This window comes from Sphingomonas glacialis, assembly GCF_006439055.1.
Lineage (GTDB): Bacteria > Pseudomonadota > Alphaproteobacteria > Sphingomonadales > Sphingomonadaceae > Sphingomonas > Sphingomonas glacialis_A.
Genome location: NZ_RCZC01000006.1, coordinates 13,719 through 34,641, shown reverse-complemented (window position 1 = coordinate 34,641; position 20,923 = coordinate 13,719). Strand labels below are relative to the sequence as shown.

Annotated in this window: 22 protein-coding genes and 1 tRNA gene; 10 read left to right on the top strand and 13 right to left on the bottom strand. The window is 68.8% G+C overall.

Annotated elements, in window-relative coordinates; all coding sequences use genetic code 11:
- Positions 1–3: 3 nt before the first annotated feature.
- On the bottom strand, positions 4–744 hold the full coding sequence (locus EAH76_RS17510) for a 16S rRNA (uracil(1498)-N(3))-methyltransferase (RefSeq protein WP_140851574.1): 741 nt from the start codon (positions 742–744) through the stop codon (positions 4–6).
- A gap of 300 nt (positions 745–1,044) precedes the next feature.
- On the opposite strand from EAH76_RS17510, the gene EAH76_RS17505 reads away from it, so the two are divergent.
- Positions 1,045–1,848 carry an APH(3')-I family aminoglycoside O-phosphotransferase gene (locus EAH76_RS17505; protein WP_140851573.1) on the top strand — a complete coding sequence of 268 codons (804 nt, stop codon included), beginning with the start codon at positions 1,045–1,047 and terminating at the stop codon, positions 1,846–1,848.
- 15 nt (positions 1,849–1,863) lie between these two features.
- Here the strand turns inward: EAH76_RS17505 and EAH76_RS24190 are convergent, their stop codons facing one another.
- The gene (locus EAH76_RS24190; RefSeq protein ID WP_170208041.1) at positions 1,864–2,019 is read right to left on the bottom strand and encodes a hypothetical protein; all 156 of its coding nucleotides are present in this window, start codon (positions 2,017–2,019) and stop codon (positions 1,864–1,866) included.
- A 176-nt stretch (positions 2,020–2,195) separates the two neighbouring features.
- Here EAH76_RS24190 and ubiA point away from each other — a divergent pair, with 176 nt between their 5' ends.
- From ubiA to EAH76_RS17485, 4 genes are all read left to right on the top strand, one after another.
- Positions 2,196–3,128 carry a 4-hydroxybenzoate octaprenyltransferase gene (gene ubiA / locus EAH76_RS17500; protein ID WP_140851572.1) on the top strand — a complete coding sequence of 311 codons (933 nt, stop codon included), beginning with the start codon at positions 2,196–2,198 and terminating at the stop codon, positions 3,126–3,128.
- Positions 3,129–3,298: 170 nt separating this feature from the next.
- Positions 3,299–4,657: a TldD/PmbA family protein gene (locus tag EAH76_RS17495; protein ID WP_140851571.1), complete on the top strand. Its 1,359-nt coding sequence runs from the start codon at positions 3,299–3,301 to the stop codon at positions 4,655–4,657.
- Positions 4,650–5,429: a 3'(2'),5'-bisphosphate nucleotidase CysQ gene (locus EAH76_RS17490; protein ID WP_140851570.1), complete on the top strand. Its 780-nt coding sequence runs from the start codon at positions 4,650–4,652 to the stop codon at positions 5,427–5,429. The genes EAH76_RS17495 and EAH76_RS17490 overlap by 8 nt, the downstream gene beginning before the upstream one ends.
- On the top strand, positions 5,426–5,899 hold the full coding sequence (locus EAH76_RS17485; RefSeq protein WP_140851569.1) for a c-type cytochrome: 474 nt from the start codon (positions 5,426–5,428) through the stop codon (positions 5,897–5,899). Before EAH76_RS17490 ends, EAH76_RS17485 begins: the two co-directional genes overlap by 4 nt.
- A gap of 163 nt (positions 5,900–6,062) precedes the next feature.
- Here EAH76_RS17485 and EAH76_RS17480 read toward each other — a convergent pair whose 3' ends face one another.
- Positions 6,063–7,220, bottom strand: a complete 1,158-nt coding sequence (locus EAH76_RS17480; RefSeq protein WP_140851568.1) for an acyl-CoA dehydrogenase family protein — start codon at positions 7,218–7,220, stop codon at positions 6,063–6,065.
- A 162-nt stretch (positions 7,221–7,382) separates the two neighbouring features.
- Between EAH76_RS17480 and EAH76_RS17475 the strand changes: the two genes are divergently transcribed.
- The gene (locus tag EAH76_RS17475; protein WP_140851567.1) at positions 7,383–8,393 is read left to right on the top strand and encodes a fumarylacetoacetate hydrolase family protein; all 1,011 of its coding nucleotides are present in this window, start codon (positions 7,383–7,385) and stop codon (positions 8,391–8,393) included.
- Positions 8,394–8,415: 22 nt separating this feature from the next.
- Here EAH76_RS17475 and EAH76_RS17470 read toward each other — a convergent pair whose 3' ends face one another.
- Complete coding sequence (locus tag EAH76_RS17470) at positions 8,416–9,189, bottom strand: ABC transporter ATP-binding protein (protein ID WP_140851566.1); 774 nt, start codon at positions 9,187–9,189, stop codon at positions 8,416–8,418.
- Positions 9,183–10,190 (bottom strand): FecCD family ABC transporter permease, encoded by a 1,008-nt coding sequence (locus tag EAH76_RS17465; protein WP_140851565.1) that lies wholly within the window; start codon positions 10,188–10,190, stop codon positions 9,183–9,185. The genes EAH76_RS17470 and EAH76_RS17465 overlap by 7 nt, the downstream gene beginning before the upstream one ends.
- A 98-nt stretch (positions 10,191–10,288) precedes the next feature.
- Between EAH76_RS17465 and EAH76_RS17460 the strand changes: the two genes are divergently transcribed.
- Entirely contained in the window at positions 10,289–11,143 is an 855-nt protein-coding gene (locus tag EAH76_RS17460; protein WP_140851564.1) for an ABC transporter substrate-binding protein, read from the top strand.
- A gap of 150 nt (positions 11,144–11,293) precedes the next feature.
- On the opposite strand, the gene cobO is transcribed toward EAH76_RS17460, so the two are convergent.
- A complete protein-coding gene (cobO, locus tag EAH76_RS17455) occupies positions 11,294–11,902 on the bottom strand; it encodes a cob(I)yrinic acid a,c-diamide adenosyltransferase (RefSeq protein WP_140851563.1) in 609 nt (202 codons plus the stop codon).
- Between the two features lie 21 nt (positions 11,903–11,923).
- Between cobO and EAH76_RS17450 the strand changes: the two genes are divergently transcribed.
- Positions 11,924–13,111, top strand: a complete 1,188-nt coding sequence (locus EAH76_RS17450) for an FUSC family protein (protein ID WP_241659779.1) — start codon at positions 11,924–11,926, stop codon at positions 13,109–13,111.
- A 33-nt stretch (positions 13,112–13,144) separates the two neighbouring features.
- Here the strand turns inward: EAH76_RS17450 and EAH76_RS17445 are convergent, their stop codons facing one another.
- Together EAH76_RS17445 and EAH76_RS17440 are read right to left on the bottom strand one after the other, a co-directional pair.
- Entirely contained in the window at positions 13,145–13,690 is a 546-nt protein-coding gene (locus EAH76_RS17445; RefSeq protein WP_161989082.1) for a DUF2076 domain-containing protein, read from the bottom strand.
- Positions 13,691–13,784: 94 nt separating this feature from the next.
- Positions 13,785–14,387 (bottom strand): DUF4337 family protein, encoded by a 603-nt coding sequence (locus tag EAH76_RS17440; RefSeq protein WP_140851560.1) that lies wholly within the window; start codon positions 14,385–14,387, stop codon positions 13,785–13,787.
- A 218-nt stretch (positions 14,388–14,605) separates the two neighbouring features.
- Here EAH76_RS17440 and EAH76_RS17435 point away from each other — a divergent pair.
- Positions 14,606–14,692: transfer RNA gene (locus EAH76_RS17435), tRNA-Leu, on the top strand.
- Between the two features lie 14 nt (positions 14,693–14,706).
- Here the strand turns inward: EAH76_RS17435 and EAH76_RS17430 are convergent.
- Both EAH76_RS17430 and EAH76_RS17425 read right to left on the bottom strand, forming a co-directional pair.
- Positions 14,707–15,090: a hypothetical protein gene (locus EAH76_RS17430; protein WP_140851559.1), complete on the bottom strand. Its 384-nt coding sequence runs from the start codon at positions 15,088–15,090 to the stop codon at positions 14,707–14,709.
- Positions 15,091–15,209: 119 nt separating this feature from the next.
- Positions 15,210–17,069, bottom strand: coding sequence for an ABC-F family ATP-binding cassette domain-containing protein (locus EAH76_RS17425; RefSeq protein ID WP_140851558.1), 1,860 nt, complete (start codon positions 17,067–17,069; stop codon positions 15,210–15,212).
- A gap of 79 nt (positions 17,070–17,148) precedes the next feature.
- Here EAH76_RS17425 and EAH76_RS17420 point away from each other — a divergent pair, with 79 nt between their 5' ends.
- Positions 17,149–17,601 (top strand): GreA/GreB family elongation factor, encoded by a 453-nt coding sequence (locus EAH76_RS17420; protein ID WP_140851557.1) that lies wholly within the window; start codon positions 17,149–17,151, stop codon positions 17,599–17,601.
- Between the two features lie 24 nt (positions 17,602–17,625).
- Here EAH76_RS17420 and EAH76_RS17415 read toward each other — a convergent pair whose 3' ends face one another.
- The 3 genes from EAH76_RS17415 to EAH76_RS17405 form a co-directional block, all read right to left on the bottom strand.
- The gene (locus EAH76_RS17415; RefSeq protein WP_140851556.1) at positions 17,626–18,069 is read right to left on the bottom strand and encodes a nuclear transport factor 2 family protein; all 444 of its coding nucleotides are present in this window, start codon (positions 18,067–18,069) and stop codon (positions 17,626–17,628) included.
- A 31-nt stretch (positions 18,070–18,100) separates the two neighbouring features.
- On the bottom strand, positions 18,101–19,366 hold the full coding sequence (locus tag EAH76_RS17410; protein WP_140851555.1) for an SAM-dependent methyltransferase: 1,266 nt from the start codon (positions 19,364–19,366) through the stop codon (positions 18,101–18,103).
- A gap of 225 nt (positions 19,367–19,591) precedes the next feature.
- Positions 19,592–20,902 (bottom strand): sensor histidine kinase, encoded by a 1,311-nt coding sequence (locus tag EAH76_RS17405; protein ID WP_194151039.1) that lies wholly within the window; start codon positions 20,900–20,902, stop codon positions 19,592–19,594.
- Between the last annotated feature and the right edge of the window lie 21 nt (positions 20,903–20,923).

The following is a 20,923-nucleotide window of genomic DNA, read 5'->3' as shown; positions in this document are numbered from 1 at the left end:
CGGCTACCAATCCCCTCGCGATGTCATCCACAGTGCGACCGCCGCAGCGGCAGCCGTATCGGCGCGCAGGATGCGCGGGCCGAGCCCGATCGCGACCGCGCCGGGCAACGCGCGGATCGCCGCGCGCTCGTCATCGTCGAAGCCGCCTTCAGGGCCGATCAGGATTGCGGCGGAGGCGGGGCCGTCACGCATCGCCTGGAGCGCAGGCGCGCCACCGGTCTCGTCGGCGAAGAACAGCGCGCGGTCTTGCGGCCAGTCGCGCAGCAAGGCGGTGAGCTTCACCGGCTCGGCGAGCTCGGGGACGGCGGTGCGGCCGCACTGCTCGGCCGCCTCGATCATGTGCGCGCGCAGGCGCTCGCCGTTGAGCCGATCGACCACGGTGCGGCGCGTCAGCACCGGCACCAGCCGCGCGACGCCGAGCTCGCAGGCCTTCTCGGCGACCCAATCGATCCGGCCCTTCTTGATCGGCGCGGCGCAGAGCCACAGGTCGGGCACGCTCTCGGGGCCGCGCAGCTGTTCGGTGACGTCGAGCATCAGCTCGCGCTTGGCGACACTCGCCGCGACGCCGAGCCATTCGCCGGAATGGCCGTCGAACAGCTTGACGGGATCGCCCGGCTTCATCCGCATCACACTGCCGAGATAATGCGCCTGCGGCCCGTCGACGCGGAGCGGGCCGACGCCGAGTGGAGTCTCGACGTACAGGCGTGGGGTCGATTGCGGCGGCCAGGCGGGGGTAGCGGGCATGGGCGTGTCGTAGGGGGTGGCGGGGCGGTTTGCTACCGTCATTGCTCGGAGGACCGTCGCGGGTTTTTCCCACTCCCGGCGGGAGAGGGTTGCGCAGACTTGGGTCCGCTCCTTCAGCGGGCCCTAGTCGGAGCTGGGTGAGGGGATCATCCTCTCCGGAGACGGTGTCCCCTCATCCAACCTCCGCTAGGCAGCACGCTGCCAACCTTCTCCCTCCGGGAGAAGGTTTGTGCCTCCAAGCGCAGGCCTACCGTCTGCTGAGGCGATGCGGCATGATCGGACGACAGGTGGAGGGATGGGATGCGCGAAGAAGACTGTGCGGCCGTGTGCGTGCCGGCGAGTCTGTCCGCCGAAGTGGCGGGATATACATGGTCGCGTGACTATGTCGGCCAATCCGGCGGTGCCGTATACCGGCTGCACAGCAAAGCCGGCGCTCCCGACCTGTTCCTAAAGCACGGCAGCGATAACGTCGCCGACGACATAACCGGCGAGATGCTCAGGCTGCGATGGCTGGCGCGCCACCTGCCCGTGCCGGCTGTCATCCGCTTCGTCGCTGACCCGGACGAAGCTTGGCTGCTGATGACGGCAGTACCGGGAGAAACGGCGTATCAGGCGCTGGAGGAACGCCCCGATTGCCGGATCGCGACCATCGACGCGCTGGCGACATTCCTGCGGCGGCTCCACACCATCCCGGTCAGCGATTGTCCCTTCATCAGCGATCTTCCGCACCGGCTCGCACGCGCGCGCGCGCGGATCGATGCGGGTCTGGTCGAGGAGGATGATTTCGATGCGGCGCGCGAAGGCTGGACGGCGGAACAGGTCTGGGGGGCGCTGCAGCAGCTGTTGCCACTGCCGTCCGATTCGGTCGTCACGCACGGCGACTTCTCGCTCGATAACATCCTGATGCGCGATGGCGCGGTGGTCGGCTGCATCGATGTCGGGCGGGTCGGTGTCGCCGATCGCTACCAGGACATCGCCATCGCGTGGAACAGTCTCGGGGAATTCGACGCAGCGCTGCAAGAGCGGTTTCTCGCGCACTATGGCATCGCAGAGGTCGACCGCGCCAAGCTTCAGGTCCATCTGCTCCTGGATGAGCTGTTCTGAGGCCTTGCCTTCAGCCTACCGCCGCCGCCACATCGCGCGCACCCCGAGCGCCACCATCCCCAGCACCAGCGCCGCCAGGATCGCCCAGCCCGCCATCACGCCGATGCCGCGCGTGAGCGCCCAGAGCAAAGCCTCGAAGAACCGTCCGATCGCGACGGAGAGATGTACCATGCTGTCCGCCTGTGCTGTCCGGCCCGGAAGTGGGTTGGCCTCCTATCGCGGCCGAGCATGGCGAAGTCGAGGCGGCTGTCTTTCGCGCCTCTCGTCGTACAGGCCGGCGCAATAGCGTTCGGGCGGTCGCACAACAGCGTTTCCGCAATCTTTCCGCGCGGGTATGAGCGGGTGCCATGACCTCCGCTGATCGCCTCCCCGCCGACCTCACCCCCGATACCGAGCATCGCGGGCTCGTCGGTTTGCTCCCGCGCCGTGCGCGGCCTTTCGCGCTGCTCGCGCGGTTCGATCGGCCGATCGGGTGGTGGCTGTTGTTCTGGCCGGGCGCGTGGGGCGTCGCACTGGCGGGGGGCGCTATGACGCGGTGGGATCTGATCCTGTGGCTGTTGCTCGGCAGCATCGCGATGCGTGGGGCGGGGTGCGTGTTCAACGATATCGTCGACCGCGATCTCGATCGACAGGTCGCACGCACGCGCAGCCGACCGCTGGCGAGCGGCGCGGTGTCGCTCAGGGCGGCGTGGGCGTGGCTGGTCGCGCTCAGCCTGATCGGGCTGGTCGTGCTGCTCCAGCTCCATCTCTATGCCGCGGTCGTCGCGGTGGCGAGCCTCGCGCCGGTCGCCGCTTACCCGTTCATGAAGCGGATCACCTGGTGGCCGCAGATCTGGCTTGGCCTCGTCTTTTCCTGGGCGGCTTTGGTCGGGTGGAGCGATGTCGCGGGTGCGCTCACCATGCCGGGGTTGCTGCTCTATGCCGGGTCGATTTGCTGGGTGGTCGGCTATGATACGATCTACGCGCTGCAGGACCGTGAGGACGATGCGCTGATCGGGATTCGCTCGTCGGCGCTGCGGATGGGGCGCCGGGTACGGCTCGGCGTCGGGCTGTTCTATGTGGCGGCGCTGGTGCTTTGGGCGGCGGCGATCTGGGTGTTGCGGCCGGATTGGCTGGCGTTGCTCGCGTTGCTGCCGGTGGCGGGGCATTTCGTGTGGCAGGTGGCGACGCTCGCGCCCGACGATGGCGCGGGCGCGCTGCAGCGCTTTCGCTCGAACCGGTTCGCAGGGCTGCTGGTGTTTCTGGCGTGCGTCGTGGTCGGGACGCCGTGGCCGTATTGATCAAGCCCCTCCCCTTCAGGGGAGGGGTTGGGGTGGGGCCGTGCCGCGAAGGCTTCGCTCGGTCCGAAGCTCGAGCCCGCTCCGCCGCTGCCCCACCCCCAGCCCCTCCCCTAAAGGGGAGGGGAGCAGGGAAGGTTGCGCCTCCGCCCGCCCGCACCTAAGTCCGGACCATGTTGACCCCAGACCAAGCCCGCGATCGCGCTGCCGATATCGTCACTCGTGCCAAGGCGGCGGGCGCCGATGCCGCCGACGCGGTCTACGCCGCCGATACCTCGCTCGACGTGGCGGTGCGGCTCGGCGCGCTCGAGGATGTCGGGCGGTCGGAAAGTGCCGAGCTCGGCCTGCGCGTCTTTGTCGGCAAGCGTTCGGCGAGCGTCTCGACCTCGGACCTGTCGGCCGATGCGCTGTCGGCGCTGGTCGACCGGGCGATCGCGATGGCGCGCGAGGCGCCCGAGGATGCCTGGGCCGGCCTCGCCCCCGCCGAGCGGCTGATGCATGGCGCCCCGCCGATGCTCGATCTCGACGATCTCGCGCGTGGTGGCGAAGAAGCGTCGCCGACGGCGCTGCGCGACGCGGCGCAGGCGGCGGAAGACGCCGCGCGTGCGGTTCCGGGCGTCACCAACAGCGAAGGCGGATCGGCCAGCGCGGCGCGTTCGATCTGGGCGCTCGCCACCAGCCACGGGTTCGCCGCGGCCTATGCCACCACCGGCTACGGCCTGTCGGCGAGCGTGCTCGCGGGCGAGGGCGGCGCGATGGTGCGCGATTACGCCTACAGCTCGAAGCGGCACCGGTCCGCGCTCGACGATCCCGCCGAGATCGGCACGCGCGCCGGCAATCGTGCGGTGGCGCGCGTCAATCCCGGACGGCTCGCCAGCGGGCCGATGAGCGTGGTGTTCGATCCGCGCGTCGGGTCGAGCCTGCTCGGCCATCTGATCGGCGCGATCTCGGGGCAGGCGATCACGCGCAAGACGAGCTTCCTGCTCGACGCGCTCGGCACGCAGGTGTTCTCGAGCGGTGTGACCGTGCTCGACGATCCGCATCTGCCGCACGGCCTGCGCTCGCGCCCGTTCGACGGCGAGGGGCTGCCGGTTTCGCCGATGGCGATCATCGATGCCGGGATGCTCGAGGCCTGGCTGCTCGACAGCGCGTCGGCGCGGCAATTGGGGCTCGAGCCGACTGGCCACGCCGCGCGCGGCGTCGGCGGCGCGCCGGGCGTGTCGACCAGCAACCTTCACATGGCAGCGGGCGATCTCCCACCCGAGACGTTGATCGAGGACATTGCCAACGGCGTGCTCGTTACCGAGCTGATCGGGATGGGCGTCAACGGCGTGACGGGCGACTACAGCCGCGGTGCCGCGGGCTTCCGGATCGAGAACGGCGTCGTCACCGGTCCGGTTGCTGAGTTCACCATCGCGGGCAATCTGAAGGACATGTTCCGCGAGCTGACCCCGGCGAACGATCTCGAGTTCCGCTACGGGATCAACGTGCCGACGATCCGGATCGACGGGATGACGGTGGCGAGTGGCTGAGGCGGGACTCGCCGATGCGGTAGCAGCGGTCGCGGCCGAGGCGGGCGCGCTCGCGCTGCGGCATTGGCGGACCGACTTCGCGCGGTGGGAAAAGGCGCCGAACGATCCGGTCAGCCAGGTCGATCTCGACGTCAACACGCTGCTCCACGCGCGGCTCTCGGCGCTGCTGCCCGATGCGGGCTGGCTGTCCGAGGAGACCGCCGACAATGCCGATCGGCTCGCCTGCGGACGGGTATGGGTGGTCGATCCGATCGACGGCACGCGCGACTTCATCCGCGGGCGCGACGGCTGGGCGGTTTCGGTCGCTTTGGTCGAGCAGGGCCGCGTAACGATCGGCGTGCTCGACGCGCCGGCGCGCGGCGACATCTTTCGCGCGGCGCTGGGCCAGGGGGCGACGCGCAATGGCGCCGCCATCCAGGTCGGCGATCGGCGCGTGTTCAGCGGGTCGCGCGTGCCGACCGATGGGCTGCCCAAGGTCGACAGCGATCTGGTCGTGGTCGCCAAGCCCAATTCGATCGCCTTGCGGATTGCGATGGTCGCGGCGGACGAGGCCGATCTCGTCGCCACCCTGCGCTGGGGCTATGAGTGGGACATTGCCGCTGCGGCGCTGATCGCCGCCGAGGCGGGCGCCAGCGTGACCGACGCCTTCGGCGCGCCGCTCGCCTTCAATACGGCGAGCGCGCAGGCGTTCGGCGTGCTCGCGACGACGCCCGGCATCCACGCCGCCGCGGTCGAGCGGCTGAGCGAGCGGGCGCGGACGCTGTCGGCATGAGCGGACCCAGTCGGCGCGGCTGTGCTGCCGGCGCGGTGCGTCCGACCTTGCTTGTTTGCGTCACCGCGCTCGTGCTGGCGGCGTGTTCGCCGAGCGACGACAAGGAGTCGCGCCGCCGCGCCGCGGGACCTGCGCCCTCGGCGGCCGCCCTGTTGCGCGTCGCCAATGCCTCCGCCGGCGAGAAGGTGTTCGGCCAGTGCTTTGCGTGCCATTCGATCGACGCTTCCGCCGCCGATCGCAGCGGGCCGAACCTGTTCGGCGTGATGGGCGCGGCGGTCGGACAGCGCCGGCCGCGCTTTCCTTATAGCGGGGCGCTGCAGGCGGCAGGCGGCACCTGGACGCCCGAGCGGATGGACGTGTGGCTGACCAACCCCAAGGCGATGGTGCCCGGCACCGCGATGGGGTTCGCCGGGCTCGCCGACCCGCTCGATCGCGCCGACGTGATCGCCTATCTGCAGAAGCAGCACTGAGCCGAGCCGGGAAAGGGCAGCGCTCCTCACCCGTTCCCCGGCGGAGGCCGGGGCAAAGGTGCGATGGCCAAGGTAAGCGGGCGCGATCCTCTGCCTATGCTCGTTCTACGCCTGGGCCCCGGCCTTCGCCGGGGAACGGGAGCCGAGCAATGGGGAGCAACCGCTAGAGCGAGCGCCCGATCAGCTCCTTCATGATCTCGTTGGTCCCGCCGAAGATCCGCGTCACGCGCGCGGCGCGCCAGGCGCGCGCGATCGGATATTCGTTCATATAGCCCGCCCCGCCATGAAGCTGGAGGCAGGCGTCCATCACTTCCCATTGCAGGTCGGTGTGCCACAGCTTGGCCGCAGCGCCTTCCTCGTTGGTCAGCTCGCCCTTCAGATGCCGCGCGATCGCCCAGTCGAGATGCGCCCAGCCGACTTGCAGCTTGGCCTTCAAGTCCGCGAGCACGAAGCGGGTGTTCTGGAAATCGAACACCATCCCGGCAAAGGCTTTGCGCGTCTTGGTGAACTCGACCGTCTCGTCGAACGCCTTTTGCGCCGAGGCCTGGACCGACACCGCGATCGACAGGCGTTCCTGCGGCAATTGGCTCATCAGATAGATGAAGCCCTTGCCCTCTTCGCCGAGGCAATTGGTCATCGGCACGCGGACGTCCTCGAAGAACAGCTCGGAGGTATCGGCGGCTTCCTGCCCGATCTTGTCGAGCTTGCGCCCCTTGCTGAAGCCTGCGCGGTCGCTCTCGACCAGAATGATCGACATGCCCTTCCAGGCGGGTTTGGCGTCGGGGTCGGTCTTGGCGACGACCAGCGTCAGGTCGGTGTTCTGGCCGTTGGTGATGTAGGTCTTCGAGCCGTTGATGACGTAGTGATTGCCATCCTTCTTCGCGGTGGTGCGGATCGCCTGGAGGTCGGAGCCGGTGCCCGGCTCGGTCATCGCGATCGCGGTGATCACCTCGCCCGAGACCATCTTGGGGAGCCACTGCGCCTTCTGCTCTTCCGAGCCATAGGTCTCGATATAGCCCGCGACGATGTCCGACTGGAGCGAAAAGCCCGCGGGGACGCCGGCATACGCCATCTCCTCGTCGACGATCGCATTGTAGCCGAAGTCGAGTCCGAGCCCGCCATAGGCCTCGGGTGCGGTCGGGCAGAGCATGCCGATCTCGCCGGCCTTCATCCAGAAATCCTTGGGGACGAGCCGATCCTCCTCCCATTGCGCGACATGCGGCACGCCTTCCTTCTGGAGGAACTGGCGGACGGTCTGGCGAAACGCCTCGTGATCCTCGGTATAGGCAAAGCGGCCGGCGACGGTGTCGAGCGAGGACATTTCGGACTCTCCTAGGTTTCACGTTGCAACGCGTTTTTTGACGGTGTGCGGTGTCTTTACGCGAGCGTCAATCCCCGCTGTCATCCGCGCGAAAACAGGATTCCGGCTTTCGCGGGAATGACGAAGGGGGCTAAGGATGGGCAAACAATCAGGAGAGCGCATGTGAAACTGGCCAGCCTCAAGTCCGGGCGTGACGGCAAGCTCGTCGTCGTATCGAACGATCTCGCCTGGTACGCCGATGCCGGACACATCGCGCCGACGCTGCAGGCCGCGCTCGACGATTGGGACCGCGTGCTGCCCGACCTGCAGAACCTCGCGATCGATCTCGAGCATGAGACGATCCCGATGCAGCGCTTCCATGAACACAAGGCGGCAGCACCCTTGCCGCGCGCGTATCAATGGGCCGACGGATCGGCCTATGTGAACCACGTGGCGCTCGTCCGGCAGGCGCGCGGGGCGGAGATGCCCGAGACCTTCTGGCACGATCCGCTGATGTATCAGGGCGGGTCGGACGGCTTCCTCGGACCGCGTGAGGCGATCCCGCTCGCCGATGCGAGCTGGGGTTGCGATTTCGAAGGCGAAGTCGTCGTCGTCACCGGCGACGTGGCGCAGGGCGCGAGCCGCGACGAGGCACTTGCTGCGGTGCGGCTTGTAGGGCTGACCAACGACGTGTCGCTGCGCAATCTCATTCCGGGCGAACTCGCCAAGGGCTTCGGCTTCTTCCAGTCGAAGCCCGCCAGCGCCTTCTCGCCGGTGTTCGTCACGCCCGACTCGCTCGGTGACTGGTGGCAGGAGGGCAAGCTCCACCGCACGCTGATGGTCGATCTCAACGGCGAGCCGTTCGGGCGCGTCGCGGCGGGGGCCGACATGACGTTCGATTTCGGCACGCTGATCGCGCACGCCGCCAAGACGCGTGCGCTGGGGGCGGGGACGATCGTCGGGTCGGGCACGGTCTCGAACCGCGATAGTGATGGCGGTCCGGGCAAGCCGATCGCCGCAGGCGGGGTCGGGTACGCGTGCCTGGCCGAGTTGCGCACGGTCGAGACGATCGTCAGCGGGTCGCCGATCACCGGGTTCCTCAAGGCGGGCGACACCGTGCGGATCTGGGCCGAGGACGACAAGCACCATCCGATCTTCGGGACGATCGAACAGACAGTCGGCGCCGCGGCATAAGATTGCTCGGGCGTGGCGGCGATTAGATCCGCTTGAACGGGAGCAGCAGCGGCTGCTCCCCCGCCACCCCGCGCCATGCGGTAATGCCGTAGACGCTGGCGAGCGCTTCGTCGGTCAGCACGGCCTCGGCGGTGCCGTCGGCGACTAACCGCCCACCATCGAGCAGCAGCAAGCGATCGCAGAAGCGCGCCGCGATCGACAGATCGTGCAGCACGACCAGGATCAGCGCCCCGCTGCGGGCCTGGGTCTGCAAAAGCCCCATCACGTCGAGCTGATGCCCGGGGTCGAGCGCGGTGAGCGGCTCGTCGGCGATCAGCGCCGGCGCGCCGGTCGCGAGCGCACGCGCAAGCATGACGCGCGCCCGCTCGCCGCCCGACAGATCGGTCGCGGTGCGATCGGCGAGATGTGCGGTGCCGGTGTCGCGCAGCGCTGCGTCGATCGCTGCCTGATCCTCCACGCTGATCCGCGAGAAGGGCCCGAGATGCGGCAACCGCCCGAGCCCGACGAGCCGCGCGACGCTGAGCGGCCAGTGCAGCGCATAGGCTTGCGGCAGATAGGCGACGTGGCGCGCGATCTCGGCGCTGCCGAGCGTTGTCAGGTCGGCGCCATCGATCTTCACGCGCCCCGCCGCGGCCGGGAGGAGCCCGAGCAGCGCGCGCGCCAGCGTCGATTTGCCCGCGCCGTTCGGGCCGATCACGCCGATCAGCGCGCCGCAATCGAGCGTCACGTCGACCGCATCGAGCACGCGGCGTCCGCCAAGCTCGACCGACAGCGCCTGGGTCGCGATCGTCACCACAAGCGGCGCTCCCGCAGCAGGTAGTGGAGGAAGACCGGCACCCCAAGGAACGCGGTTAGCACGCCGAGCTTGAGTGGGGTGGCGGTCGGTACCAGCCGAGTCCCGAGATCCGCGAAGGTCAGCAGCGCCGCGCCCGCAAGCGCCGAGGGGATAAGGATCGCCGACGGACTGCGATCGGTGCGCGGGCGGACGAGATGCGGCACGATCAGCCCGACAAAACCGATGCTCCCGGCGACGGCCACGACGCCGCCGATCCCGATCGCGATGCCGAGCATCAGCCGCAACCGGACGCGCGCCAGATCGACGCCGAGCGTGCGCGCCGCATCCTCGCCGAGCGACAGCGCATCAAGCGCGCGACCGTCCCACAGCAGCAGCGCCATCCCGATCGCGACGCACGGCAGCGCGATCCACACGTCGCCGAAGCTGCGATCCTCGAGACTGCCGAGCAGCCAGGTGGTGATCTCCATCGCCGCGAACGGATTGGGTGCTAGGTTGAGCGCGAGATTGATCCCCGCGCCCGAAACGGTCGCGACCGCAACGCCCGCGAGGATCAGGCTGAGCGTGCTCTCGCCACGCCGCGACAGCCACATCAGGGGGAGCAGCGAAAGGAGGGCGCCGGTGATCGCGAGCAGCGGCAGCACGAACGGATGCGCGCTCGCCAGTTGCCAGTAGATCGCGATCACCGCGCCGAGCGCCGCGACGCCCGATACGCCCAGCACGCCGGGATCGGCGAGCGGATTGCGCAGATAGCCCTGCATCGACGCGCCCCCCATCCCGAGCATCGCGCCGACCAGCAGCCCGAGCAGTGCGCGCGGCAGGCGCAGCTGGAACAGGATCGCGCGGACGATCGGATCACCGTGCCCGGTTAGCCCTGCCCATAGCGCGGCCGCCGAAAGATGTGCCGGCCCGACCAGCAGCGACGCGATGCCGGCGACGATCGCCAGCGCGGCCAGCAGGGGAATGAGCCACGCGGCATTGCGCGCGGGCGGCAGGTTCGGCACGGCAGACCTCGCTCAGGATCGGTCGGGCCCGTAACTTAGTCTCGGACGCCTCGTCCAAGCCGTAGCGGGCACGCGAGCGAAAGCGAAGGAAATCCAACGTGCGCAGCTTTCGGATCATGCTCACGCTCGCAAGCCTCGCCTTGCTGGGGGCGACGTCGCCGCCGTCCGCGCCGCGGCGGATCGTGTCGCTCAATCTGTGCGCCGATCAGTTGCTCGTCGGCCTCGCCGATCGGTCGCAGATCGTCGCGCTGACCGAATGGGCGCGCGATCCCGAGCTTTCGGCGGTGGCGACACAGGCGCGCGCGATTGCCTTCACCCATCGCAGCGCCGAAGAAGTGATGGCGCTGCGGCCCGATCTGGTGATCGGCGCGCCGTTCCAGACTCGTGCTGTGCTCGCGCCGCTGAAGGCGCAGGGATTGAAGCTGCTCGATCTGCCATGGAGCCAGGACGTGGTGGCGATCGAAGCCGCGATTACCACGATGGCGGCGGCGGTCGGCCATCCCGAGCGGGGCGTGCGGATGATCGCGCAGATGCGGCGCGCGCTCGCGGCGGTCGGGCCGCCGCCGGGGCGCGGACGGGTCGCGGCCTATTATCAGCGGCAGGGGTATCTCACCGGAACGGGGACGCTGGTGGATGACATGTTCCGCCGCGTCGGGCTGGTCAATCTGGCGGGGCGGCTCGGGCGGCCGGCTTTGTCGCAGCTTTCGCTCGAGGAGATGGCGCTCGCGCGGCCCGATTTCCTGATCCTCGAATCGGGGACGCGGGCCGTTGCCGATCGCGGGACAGCGGCGTTGCATCATCCCTTGCTCGATACCGCGATCCCGGCGGCGCGGCACCTGTACATCGAGCAGGCCCAGACGGTGTGCGGCAGCCCGGCGTTTGCTGACGCGGTCGCTTCGCTCGCGGCGCAGATCCGCGCGGTGGATAGACGGGAAGGACTCCGCGGGCGCTAACCCCTCGCTCAAGCCGCGCCCCTCCATCGTCACCCCGGGCTTGTCCCGGGGTCCACCGGGACGCGCGAAATGCCCGACCAGACGCGCGTCACGGTAGACCCCGGCACGAGGCCGGGGTGACGGGTACGGAGCTGCCTTCGCGCGACCGCCCTAGAACTCGATCCCCTTCTGCGCCTTCACACCCTGTTCGCGGAACGGGTGCTTGACCAGCGTCATCTCGGTAACGAGGTCGGCCATGTCGATCAGCGCCTGCGGGGCATTGCGGCCGGTGACGATGACATGCGTGTCGGCCGGTTTCGCGGCCAGCACTGCGAGCACCTCGTCGAGCGGCAGATAATCGTAGCGCAGCACGATGTTGAGCTCGTCCGCCACCACCATCGCGTAGGACGGATCGGCGATCATCCGCTTGACCTCGTCCCATGCCTCGCGCGCCACCGCCACGTCGCGTGCGCGGTCCTGCGTGTCCCAGGTGAAGCCTTCGCCCATCGGCTTGAATTCGATCAGGTCGGCAAAGCGGTCGAACACCGGCTTCTCGCCCGTCTCCCACGCGCCCTTGACGAACTGGATGACGCCGACCTTCATCCCGTGGCCGATCGCGCGCACCACCATGCCGAGCGCCGCCGAGGTCTTGCCCTTGCCGTTGCCGGTGTGGACGATCAGCAAGCCCTTCTCCTGCGTCTTGCCCTCGACGATCCGGTCGCGCGCGACCTTGATCTTGGCCATCTTGGCGTTGTGCTCTGCGTCGGTGCGTTCGGCCATCACGGTGCTCCGGTGGGTGAGATGCGCGGCGGGTACCGCATCGCGCGCCGCGACGCCAAAGCCAAAGCGCGCGCGTCGGCGAATCTGCCGCCCGAGCTTGGCTCCTTCGGCGCGGCGACGAGTTTAGCCGCGATGGACCGTCTCCATCCGACCGCTGCGACGCAGCCCGAAGCGCTACCGCCCCGCCGGTTGCGGCTCGGGCACCATCATCTGCGACCCTTCCACTGGCGCGAGGCGGCGGTGTGCGTGCCGGCGCTGCCGCTGATCCTGCTTGCGGGGCAGCTGCTCGGCTATCCGGTCCAGGCGGCGACCGCGGCAGGCGCGGCGTTCGCGGTCGGCTTCGGCGCGGCACGCGAGATGCGCGGTAGGCGCTGGGCGGCGATGGGCTGGGCGATGGCGGGGATGGTCGTCGCGGCGTTTGCGGGCACCTTGCTCGGGCAGGAGAGCACGGTCTTCGTGGTCGCCGCGGCCGCCGCCGCCGCCGGCTGCGCGGCGCTTGCCTTGTATGACGAGGATGTGTGGTGGGTGGTGCTGCAGGTCGTCATCATCTTCTTCGTCGCGGGCTATTATCATGGCGGGATCGCCGCCGCGGGCGAGCGTTCGGCGATGATCCTGTTCGGCGGCACGATCGAGATCGGCATGGTCGTCGCCCTGGCGCGGCTGTTCCCACGCTCGGCGGCACCGTTCCTCGCGCCCGCGATCCTCCCCGCGCCGCAGACCGGGACGCTGGTGCGGCATGTGCTGCGTGCGGCGCTGTGTGTCGGGGTCAGCCTCGTCGTGATCCAGCGGCTCGGGCTCGCCAATGGCTATTGGGCGCCGATGACCGCGCTGATCGTGCTCAAGCCGCGGTTGCGCGATACGCGGGCGCGCGGGCTCGCGCGGATCGGCGGGACGCTCGGCGGGTGTCTGGTCGCAACGCTGTTCGCCGCCGCGTTCCATGCCGAGAGCTGGATCTTCCTCGCGGGCGCGACGCTTGCCGCGGGATCGGCGTTCGCGCTGCAGAAGGCGCATTATGCCGGGCTGACCGCGTCGATCACCGCGACGATCGTGCTGCTGATCTCGCTCGGCACCGGCGATGCGGTCGCCAATGCCGAGCACCGCATCGCCGCGACGCTGATCGGCGGGGGGCTCGCCTTGCTGATGGCGCTCGTCATCCCCGGCGGCCGCGCGTCGCGGGTCAGCGAGGCGGACAGTATCGGCGTGTCGTGACGCGCGGGCACCGCTGCCCGCGCGCCGCTGCGCTCACCAATTGCCGCGATCGTCGTCGTCATCGCCGTAATTGTTGATGACGACATTCTCTTCGCCGCCACCGCCGAAAAAGCCCTGGCCGCCGCCGAACCCTTCCGAGCGATGCCCGCCGAACAGCCCCGACAGGCCGCTGAACAGCATCTCGCCGCCCGCGACGCCCGCCGCGGTCGTCCCGGCCGAGCGCAGGAAGCTGCCGAGCCCGCCGCCGCCCGAGAAGATCCCGGGGCGCTCGTCGGGCGGGGGCGGGGCGTAAGCCGCCGCGCGGTTGCCCCATGGGCCGCCGGCGGGCGACAGGAAGCTGGTCGATTGGGTCGGGGCGGGGGCGCTCAGCTGCTGCTCGAGCTCGGCGATCCGCGCCTGCGCCGCGTGGAGCGACTGGTCGGCGACGATCGCGTGCTGGACGAGCAGATAGCCGGCATCGGGATTGGCGGCGAGCGCCTGGCGGATCAGGCCGTCGGCCTCGCTGTCCTTGGCGCCGCCGCGCGCGCTGGTCAGCTCGCCGAGAAAGTTGGTCAATAGGGTGCGTTCGTCGGGGGTCATGTCCACTCTCCGCATCGGGGGAGTGGGAGATCGTTCGGCGGTCTGCGCGCTTCAAGCCGCGCGGCGGTTCGTGACGCGAATTTCATCCGCGCGGCTAGGCGACCCAGGGCAAAGTGACGCCCAGCGCGGTGGCGATCGCCGTCGCCACGCCGACCACCGCGAGGCCCGCCGCCCCGACGACGATCGGCCGCGAACGTGCGATCAACGCGATCGACAGCAACACGATCGCGAGCTGCAACGCGGTTTCGCCGAGTTCATAGCCTTCGCCGGCGCGCGCGGCATGGGTTCCCTCTTCGCGCAACGCATCGCCCTTCGCCTGCAGCTGGCCGATGCCGTGGCCCGCCGTGTCGGGCGCGCGCAGGCGAGCGGCTTCGGCGCTCCAGTCGCGTCGGTCGGCGGGGGCGCCGCCGCCACCCTGCGCGGCGGTCTTGAGCACCGTCTCGCGGACGATCTTGGCCTGCATATAGGCGAAGGTGTCGGACGCCTCGATCCCCTTCAACAGGCTTTCTCGCGCAGTGCCGGCCGCCGCCATATGGATCACCGCGAGGCTGACCGCGAAGCCGCCGACCATCAGCGACACGCGGTCGCGAAACGCGCGTTCGGTGGCGCGTTCCGCGCGCTCGCCGGCGTCGCGCTCGGCCTCGGCGCGTTCGATCGCGTCGTCGATCAACTCTTTTGCGTCGGCAGCTTCGACCATCGGGCGTTTCCAGATACGAACGGAAGCGCGCCTTGTACGAGCAACGCGCGCCGCGTTCCTCGTGAATTCCCTGTCATGATCGCGCCCGAGGGGGTCGGGACGGGCTGCGGAAGCGCCCGCCGATATTCTTCAACAATCGCGCTGGAAATCGGCGGACGCGTCGCTTATAGGCCTGCGCTTCGCCGAACGGGCGCGGCATCGCCGCCCCGATCGGCCAAGCGGGCGTGGTGAAATTGGTAGACGCGCGGGACTCAAAATCCCGTTCCTTAATCGGAGTGTCGGTTCGAGCCCGACCGCCCGCACCATCAGCAGAGCAAACTCAGTAGAGTGCGTGCCCCGTTTGCGAGGGCGTTGCGGTGTTGCCCGGATCGCGGATCAGCGCCTCGGTCGATCCCGTCGGGAAGAGCTGCAGGCTTTCCCAGTGCGCGAGGATGTTTTCGGCCTGCGCCGGTGTCCGGTCGCGACGCGCCAGCGCGAAATCGATCCACGCGCAGCCGGGATTGTAATCGACCTGGCCGTCCTCGAGCACCGCATCGCCGAGCACGATCGCCACCGCGTCGCACACGCTATGGCCGGCGTTGATCAGGCTCAGCGCGGACAGGCACTGGTCGTCGGACCAGTCGAGCATGTTCGCGTGGCTGCGCGCCGCAAGATCATTCCGAGCCGCGGTCAGGCGCGCACGCATTTGTGGTGAGAGTTTCATCAGTGTTGCCTCCCCAGGATATGATCACTGTCACCTGAAAGACGACACGCGTCTACGATTTCCGCCTTTTCCCTCGGGCGAATCGTTGCACATCCGTAAGGAAACGTCGTTGATTGCGGTTAAGCTGCTGCCATTTCTAGCGATTCGCTGATCTCGAACCACACCGCCTCGGCGGCATCGAGCTTCTTCGAGATCTGTGCGTGCTGCTTGACGAGGTCAGCCGGGCTGAGCCGTGCGAGCCAGGCCTCGGCCGTGCTCGGATCGAGCATCGCGCGGTCGATCGCGTCGCGCTGCTTGGTCAGCTTGGCGACGAGCGCTTCGGCCTCGTGAGCACGCTTCTGCAGCGCGACCGCGGCGGCGCTCAGCTGCGGCTTGTCGTCCTTCTTGGCGGCCTTGGCCTTGGCGCCTTCGCCCCCGCCGTCGCCCGAGAGCACGAAGGCGATGTAATCCTCCATGCTGCCGGCATATTCCTTCGCCGTGCCGTTATCGACCAGCACGAGCCGATCGGCGGTCAGCTCGACCATGTGGCGATCATGGCTGACGAGGATGACCGCGCCGTCATAGGCGTTGAGCGCCTGGACGAGGGCCTCCCGCGCATCGACGTCCAGATGGTTCGTCGGCTCGTCGAGGATCAGCATGTGCGGCGCGTCGCGGGTGATCAGCGCGAGCGCCAGACGCGCGCGTTCGCCGCCCGAGAGCTTGCCGACCTTCTGCGTCGCCTTGACGCCCGAGAAACCGAACCGGCCGAGCTGCGCGCGGACCGCGCCGGGCGTCTTGCCCGACATCATGCGGGTCATGTGCTCGAGCGGGGTATCGTCGCCGTCGAGTTCCTCGACCTGATACTGGGTGAAATAGCCGACGCGCATCTTGCCGCTGGCATTCATCGCGCCGTCCATCGTCGGCAATTGCGCGGCGAGCAGGCGCGCGAGCGTGGTCTTGCCGTTGCCGTTGCGGCCCAGGAGGGCGACGCGGTCGTCGGGATCGAGTCGCAGGTTGAGCCGCTGGAGGATCGGCTTCTCGGCATAACCGACCGCTGCCATGTCGAGCGTGATCAGCGGCGGGCGCAGTTCTTCCGGGCTCGGGAATTCGAACGACAGCGTCGGATCCTCGGCCATCGAGGCGATCGGCTGCATCTTGGCGAGCATCTTTTGGCGGCTCTGCGCCTGTTTCGCAGTCGAGGCGCGGGCCGAGTTCTTGGCGATATATTCGCTGAGCTTGGCGCGCTGCGTGTCCTGCGCGGCCTTGGCGGCGGCGAGCTGCGCGACGCGCTCGGCGCGCTGGCGCTCGAAACTGTCGTAACCGCCGGTGTAGAGATGGACCTTGCCGCCCTCGAGATGGAGGATCGTGTCCACCACGTTGTTGAGCAGATCACGCTCGTGGCTGATGACGACCATCATCGCCGGATAGGATTTGAGGAAGTTCTCGAGCCACAGCGTCGCTTCGAGATCGAGATGGTTCGACGGCTCGTCGAGCAGCAGCAGATCGGGCTCGGAGAAGAGCAGCGCCGCGAGCGCGACGCGCATCTTCCAGCCGCCCGAATAGGAATCGAGCGGGCGGCCCTGCATTTCCTCGTCGAAGCCGAGGCCGACGAGGATGCGCGCGGCGCGGGCAGGGGCGGTGTACGCGTCGATCGCGGTCAGGCGCTCGTAGATGACCCCCATGCGGTCGGGATCCTCGCAGGTCTCGGCCTCTTCCAGGAGCGATGCGCGCTCGGTATCGGCGGCGAGCACGGCCTCGACCGGGGTGGTGGTGCCCGAGGGGGCTTCCTGCGCGATATAGCCGATGCGCGTGCCGCGCGGCATCTCGATCTCGCCGAGATCGGGCTCGAGCTGGCCGATCATGACCTTCATCAGCGTGGACTTGCCGGCGCCGTTGCGCCCGATCAGGCCGACGCGGCTCTTGGGCGGCAGCGCCGCGCTCGCACCGTCGAGGATCGCGCGCCCACCGAGGCGCACCGTGATACCATTGATATTCAGCATCGGCGGGCCGTAGCAGATTGTTGCGTTGCACCCAAGTGTCCGCCACGACGTTGTGCAACAAAGCCTGTGGAGAGCCTAAATGAGCGTCGCCTTCCGCCGCGAGAGCGACGAAGAACATATGGAACCCAAGTTCGAACGGCCGATCGCGCCGGGGCCGAACCTGGTGACGCCGCGCGGGTTGGCGCTGATCGGGGCGAAGGTGGTCGAGCTCGAGGCGGCGGTGGCGGGCGCATCGGTCGAGGACCGCGACGCGGCGCTGCGCGAGCTGCGCTACTGGCACACGCGTCAGACGACCGCCGAGGTGGTAGCGGCGCCGGCTGAGGGTGAGGTCGGCATCGGCAGCAGCGTGACGTACCGCCTCAACGGCGCCGAGCGCAGCGTCGAGATCGTCGGTGGCGACGAGGCCGATCCGGCGGCAGGGAAGATCGGCTATCAGGCGCCGCTGGCGCGCGCGCTGATCGGCGCGGAGGTCGGCGAGCGGGTCGATTTTGCGGGCAAGGACGAGGCGATCGAGATTGTCGCGGTCGCCTGATCGTCGATCAGGTCGGCGTACGCGTTAAAAGCCCGTCGTCGGGGTGGCCTGCTGGACGACCAACTGCCAGCGGCCATCGCGCTTCACCAGGACATCGGTGAAACGCAGATACATCTCGCCATACTGCCCGAAGGCGGTGCCGCCGAGGTGATCGACCCCGGTGACGACCGCGGCAGTGCCATAGACGGCGATGTCGAGCTTGCCGTGATCGATGAATTTCGGCTTGATCTTGCCGGTCCTGAACACGTCGATATCCTCGGCACGCGTCTTGACCGCGCCGGTCATGTCCTGGATCCGCCCTTCCTTGGCGTAAAAGGCTTCGAGAAAGTCGAGGTCAGCGTGGATCCGCGCCTGTCGCCAGGCGTCTTCGGCCTGCGTGATCTCTTTCACGGCGACATCTGTGGTCTGCGCCGAGGCAAGCCCGCCGCCTGCCATCAGCACTGCTGCGAGAACCAGCCGATACGTCATGATCGTCCCCCCGGATCGTGACGCTAGCGTATCATGGCAAGGCAGGCTCGGGCAACGGCGCCGCTTCGGCGCCCTGCAACCTAGCTTCGGCCTCGGCGATATACCCCCGCGTCAGCGGCAGCGCGCGGCGGTCGCGGATCAGCTGGAGCTGGTAATTGCACATCACGCCATGCTTGAACGCCGCCATCGCCCCGGCGAGGTAGAACACCCACATCCGATAGAAGCGCGCGTCGAACATCGCCTCGATCTTGTCGCGATTGGCGCGCGTGCGGTCGTACCAATGGCGGATCGTCAGCGCGTAATGGACGCGGAGGGTCTCGACATCGGCGGTGATCAGCCGGACCGATTCGCTCGCGCCGACGATCTCGGACAGCGCCGGGTTGTAGCCACCGGGGAAGATGTATTTCGCGGTGAAGGGATCGGTCTGCCCCGGGCCGCCCATCCGGCCGATCGTGTGGAGCAGCATCACGCCGTCCTCCTCGAGCAAAGCACGGCATTTGTGGAAGAAGGTGCGGTAGTTGGGCACGCCGACATGCTCGAACATCCCGACCGAGACGATCCGGTCGAACCGGCCGGTCAGCTCGCGATAGTCGATCAGCTCGAATTTCACGCGATCGGCGACGCCCGCTTCCTCGGCGCGGCGCCTTGCGATCTTGAGCTGTTCTTCCGACAGCGTGATGCCGAGCACGTCCACATCCGCGACGCGGTTGAGATACAGCGCCATCCCGCCCCAGCCGCAGCCGATATCGAGCACGCGCTGCCCCGGCCGCAGCTGCAGTTTGGCGGCGATATGCGCCTTCTTGTCGAGCTGCGCCTGCTCGAGGGTGTTGTCCTCGTCGGTGAAATAGGCGCAGCTATATTGGCGGTCGGCGTCGAGGAAGAGATCGTAGAGCCGGTCGCCGATGTCGTAATGGTGCGCGACGTTCTGCTTCGACTTGGCGATGCGGTTGAGCTGCCGCAGCCGCGCGGTGCTCGCCGCCCAGGCGAGCTTGACCGGGTTCTTGGTGCCGAGCGTGCTCCGCCCGTCTTCCCAGCGGCCATTGCCGCGGATCAGGTCGATCATTCCGGCAATGTCGTCATCATCGACGAGCAGCCGTCCGTCCATCCAGGCAAGCGCGGCGCCGAGCCGCGGGTGGCGCGCGATATAGGTCGCGACGTTCTTGTCGGCGAAGCGCAGCGTAACCGGCCTGAAGGCGGGGTCGGGCGTCCCGTACTGATAGCGCTTGCCGTCGGCGTCGATGATCGTCAGTTCGCCGCGCTTGACGAGGTTCTTGGCGAAACGGTCGAACAGCCACATCGATGATACTCTCCACGCGAAGGCCCTGTCGCTGGTCGAATCGCGACGCCCAAGACCGGGCGAAGCAAGAGGAGGGCACGCGCAAGGTAGGATGGCGGGATCGTGCCCGTCTTGCCCGTTGCGCGCAACCCGCGGGCGGCGCGAACGCGCGGGCGTCAGCCGGCAACCGCAGCGCCGGCCTGATGCTTGATCGCGATCCTCTGCAGAGACAATCCGTCGCCGGGGTCAGCGCGCCAGCGTGATCCGCGCGATCAGCCCGCCGCCGTCGCGATTGGCGAGCGTGATGTCGCCGCCGGCATCGCGCACGATCGTCCGCGCGAGCGCAAGGCCGAGCCCGATCCCGCCGGTCTCCTTGTTGCGCGAGGTCTCGAGCCGGGTGAACGCCTCGAACACGTCGCCGAGCCGATCGGCGGGAATGCCGGGCCCGCGGTCGCAGACCAGGACCGCCACCGAATGCGCGCCCGCTTCGACGCTGACCTCGACTGCACCGGCATATTTCAGCGCATTCTCGATCAGGTTGCGCAGCGCCCGCCGCATCAGGCCGGGGCGCAGCCGCATCCGGATGCGCGGGCTCTCCTCGAACACGACCTCGCGCCCGATCTCGCGGAAATCCTCGACCACGGCATCGACCAGCGCCGCCAGATCGACCTCGGTCGGCGGCTCGCTCGGCCGCCCGAGCCGGGCGAGCGACAGGATGTCGTCGAGCATCCGGTTCATCTCGGCGATCGTCTCGGCCATCTTGGCGCGGTCGGCATCGTCGTCGACCGACTCGACGCGGACGCGCAGCGAGGCGAGCGGGGTGCGCAGGTCATGCCCGATCGCGCCGAGCATCCGGTCCTTCTCGTCGAGCATCGCGGTGACGCGCAGCCGCAGCGCGTTGAACGCGGCGATCACGTCGCGCACGTCCTGTGGCCCGGCGGCGGCGACCGGATCGGCGGCGGCGCCCGGCTGGAAGCTGCGCGCGGCTTCGGCAAGGCCGCGCAACGGGCGCGAAATCCGCCGCCCGGCCCACAGCAAGGGCACCAGGACGACGATGTAGAGGATCGCGGTCTGGGCGATCAGCCGCCAGAAAATGTCCGAATTGTCGCGCGTCCACGGCAGGCTGAGCACCAGCCATTGCCCGGCGGGGCGTTCGACCGCGACCTGCAGCTCGGCACCGGCGCGCAACAAGCGCTCGACGCGTTGCGCGCTGACATAGCGCAGCCGCGGGTCGTCGCGCTGGATCGGCATGACCTGCGTCTGGATCCGCGAGACCTTGACCCCGGCTTCGGACAGCGCGGTGCGCAACGCGGTTTCGACCTCGGCGACATGCTCGCCGCTCGGCTGGATCGGCGAGCTCGGCGCGAGATGGATTCGGCTCCAGCCCGATCCGTTGCCGACATGCCGCCCCGCCGCGATCCGTTCGTCGGCATCGACGATCCGCGTCACCACCGGGCCGGTCGCCTGGTCGAGCCGCGCGCGGCGGCGGTCCTGCAGCGCGAGCGTGAAATTGATCGCCTGCGCGACGAACAGCGCGATCGCGATGAGCAGCGCCATCTGCCCCGACAGGCTGCGCGG

Excerpts from the sequence above, each read along its gene's own strand:
- EAH76_RS17510 (WP_140851574.1), bottom strand. The coding sequence starts at position 744 with ATGCCCGCTACCCCCGCCTGGCCGCCGCAATCGACCCCACGCCTGTAC.
- EAH76_RS17505 (WP_140851573.1), top strand. The coding sequence starts at position 1,045 with ATGCGCGAAGAAGACTGTGCGGCCGTGTGCGTGCCGGCGAGTCTGTCC.
- EAH76_RS24190 (WP_170208041.1), bottom strand. The coding sequence starts at position 2,019 with ATGGTACATCTCTCCGTCGCGATCGGACGGTTCTTCGAGGCTTTGCTC.
- ubiA (WP_140851572.1), top strand. The coding sequence starts at position 2,196 with ATGACCTCCGCTGATCGCCTCCCCGCCGACCTCACCCCCGATACCGAG.
- EAH76_RS17495 (WP_140851571.1), top strand. The coding sequence starts at position 3,299 with ATGTTGACCCCAGACCAAGCCCGCGATCGCGCTGCCGATATCGTCACT.
- EAH76_RS17485 (WP_140851569.1), top strand. The coding sequence starts at position 5,426 with ATGAGCGGACCCAGTCGGCGCGGCTGTGCTGCCGGCGCGGTGCGTCCG.
- EAH76_RS17480 (WP_140851568.1), bottom strand. The coding sequence starts at position 7,220 with ATGTCCTCGCTCGACACCGTCGCCGGCCGCTTTGCCTATACCGAGGAT.
- cobO (WP_140851563.1), bottom strand. The coding sequence starts at position 11,902 with ATGGCCGAACGCACCGACGCAGAGCACAACGCCAAGATGGCCAAGATC.
- EAH76_RS17450 (WP_241659779.1), top strand. The coding sequence starts at position 11,924 with ATGCGCGGCGGGTACCGCATCGCGCGCCGCGACGCCAAAGCCAAAGCG.
- EAH76_RS17445 (WP_161989082.1), bottom strand. The coding sequence starts at position 13,690 with ATGACCCCCGACGAACGCACCCTATTGACCAACTTTCTCGGCGAGCTG.
- EAH76_RS17440 (WP_140851560.1), bottom strand. The coding sequence starts at position 14,387 with ATGGTCGAAGCTGCCGACGCAAAAGAGTTGATCGACGACGCGATCGAA.
- EAH76_RS17430 (WP_140851559.1), bottom strand. The coding sequence starts at position 15,090 with ATGAAACTCTCACCACAAATGCGTGCGCGCCTGACCGCGGCTCGGAAT.
- EAH76_RS17425 (WP_140851558.1), bottom strand. The coding sequence starts at position 17,069 with ATGCTGAATATCAATGGTATCACGGTGCGCCTCGGTGGGCGCGCGATC.
- EAH76_RS17420 (WP_140851557.1), top strand. The coding sequence starts at position 17,149 with ATGAGCGTCGCCTTCCGCCGCGAGAGCGACGAAGAACATATGGAACCC.
- EAH76_RS17415 (WP_140851556.1), bottom strand. The coding sequence starts at position 18,069 with ATGACGTATCGGCTGGTTCTCGCAGCAGTGCTGATGGCAGGCGGCGGG.
- EAH76_RS17410 (WP_140851555.1), bottom strand. The coding sequence starts at position 19,366 with ATGTGGCTGTTCGACCGTTTCGCCAAGAACCTCGTCAAGCGCGGCGAA.
- EAH76_RS17405 (WP_194151039.1), bottom strand. The coding sequence starts at position 20,902 with ATGGCGCTGCTCATCGCGATCGCGCTGTTCGTCGCGCAGGCGATCAAT.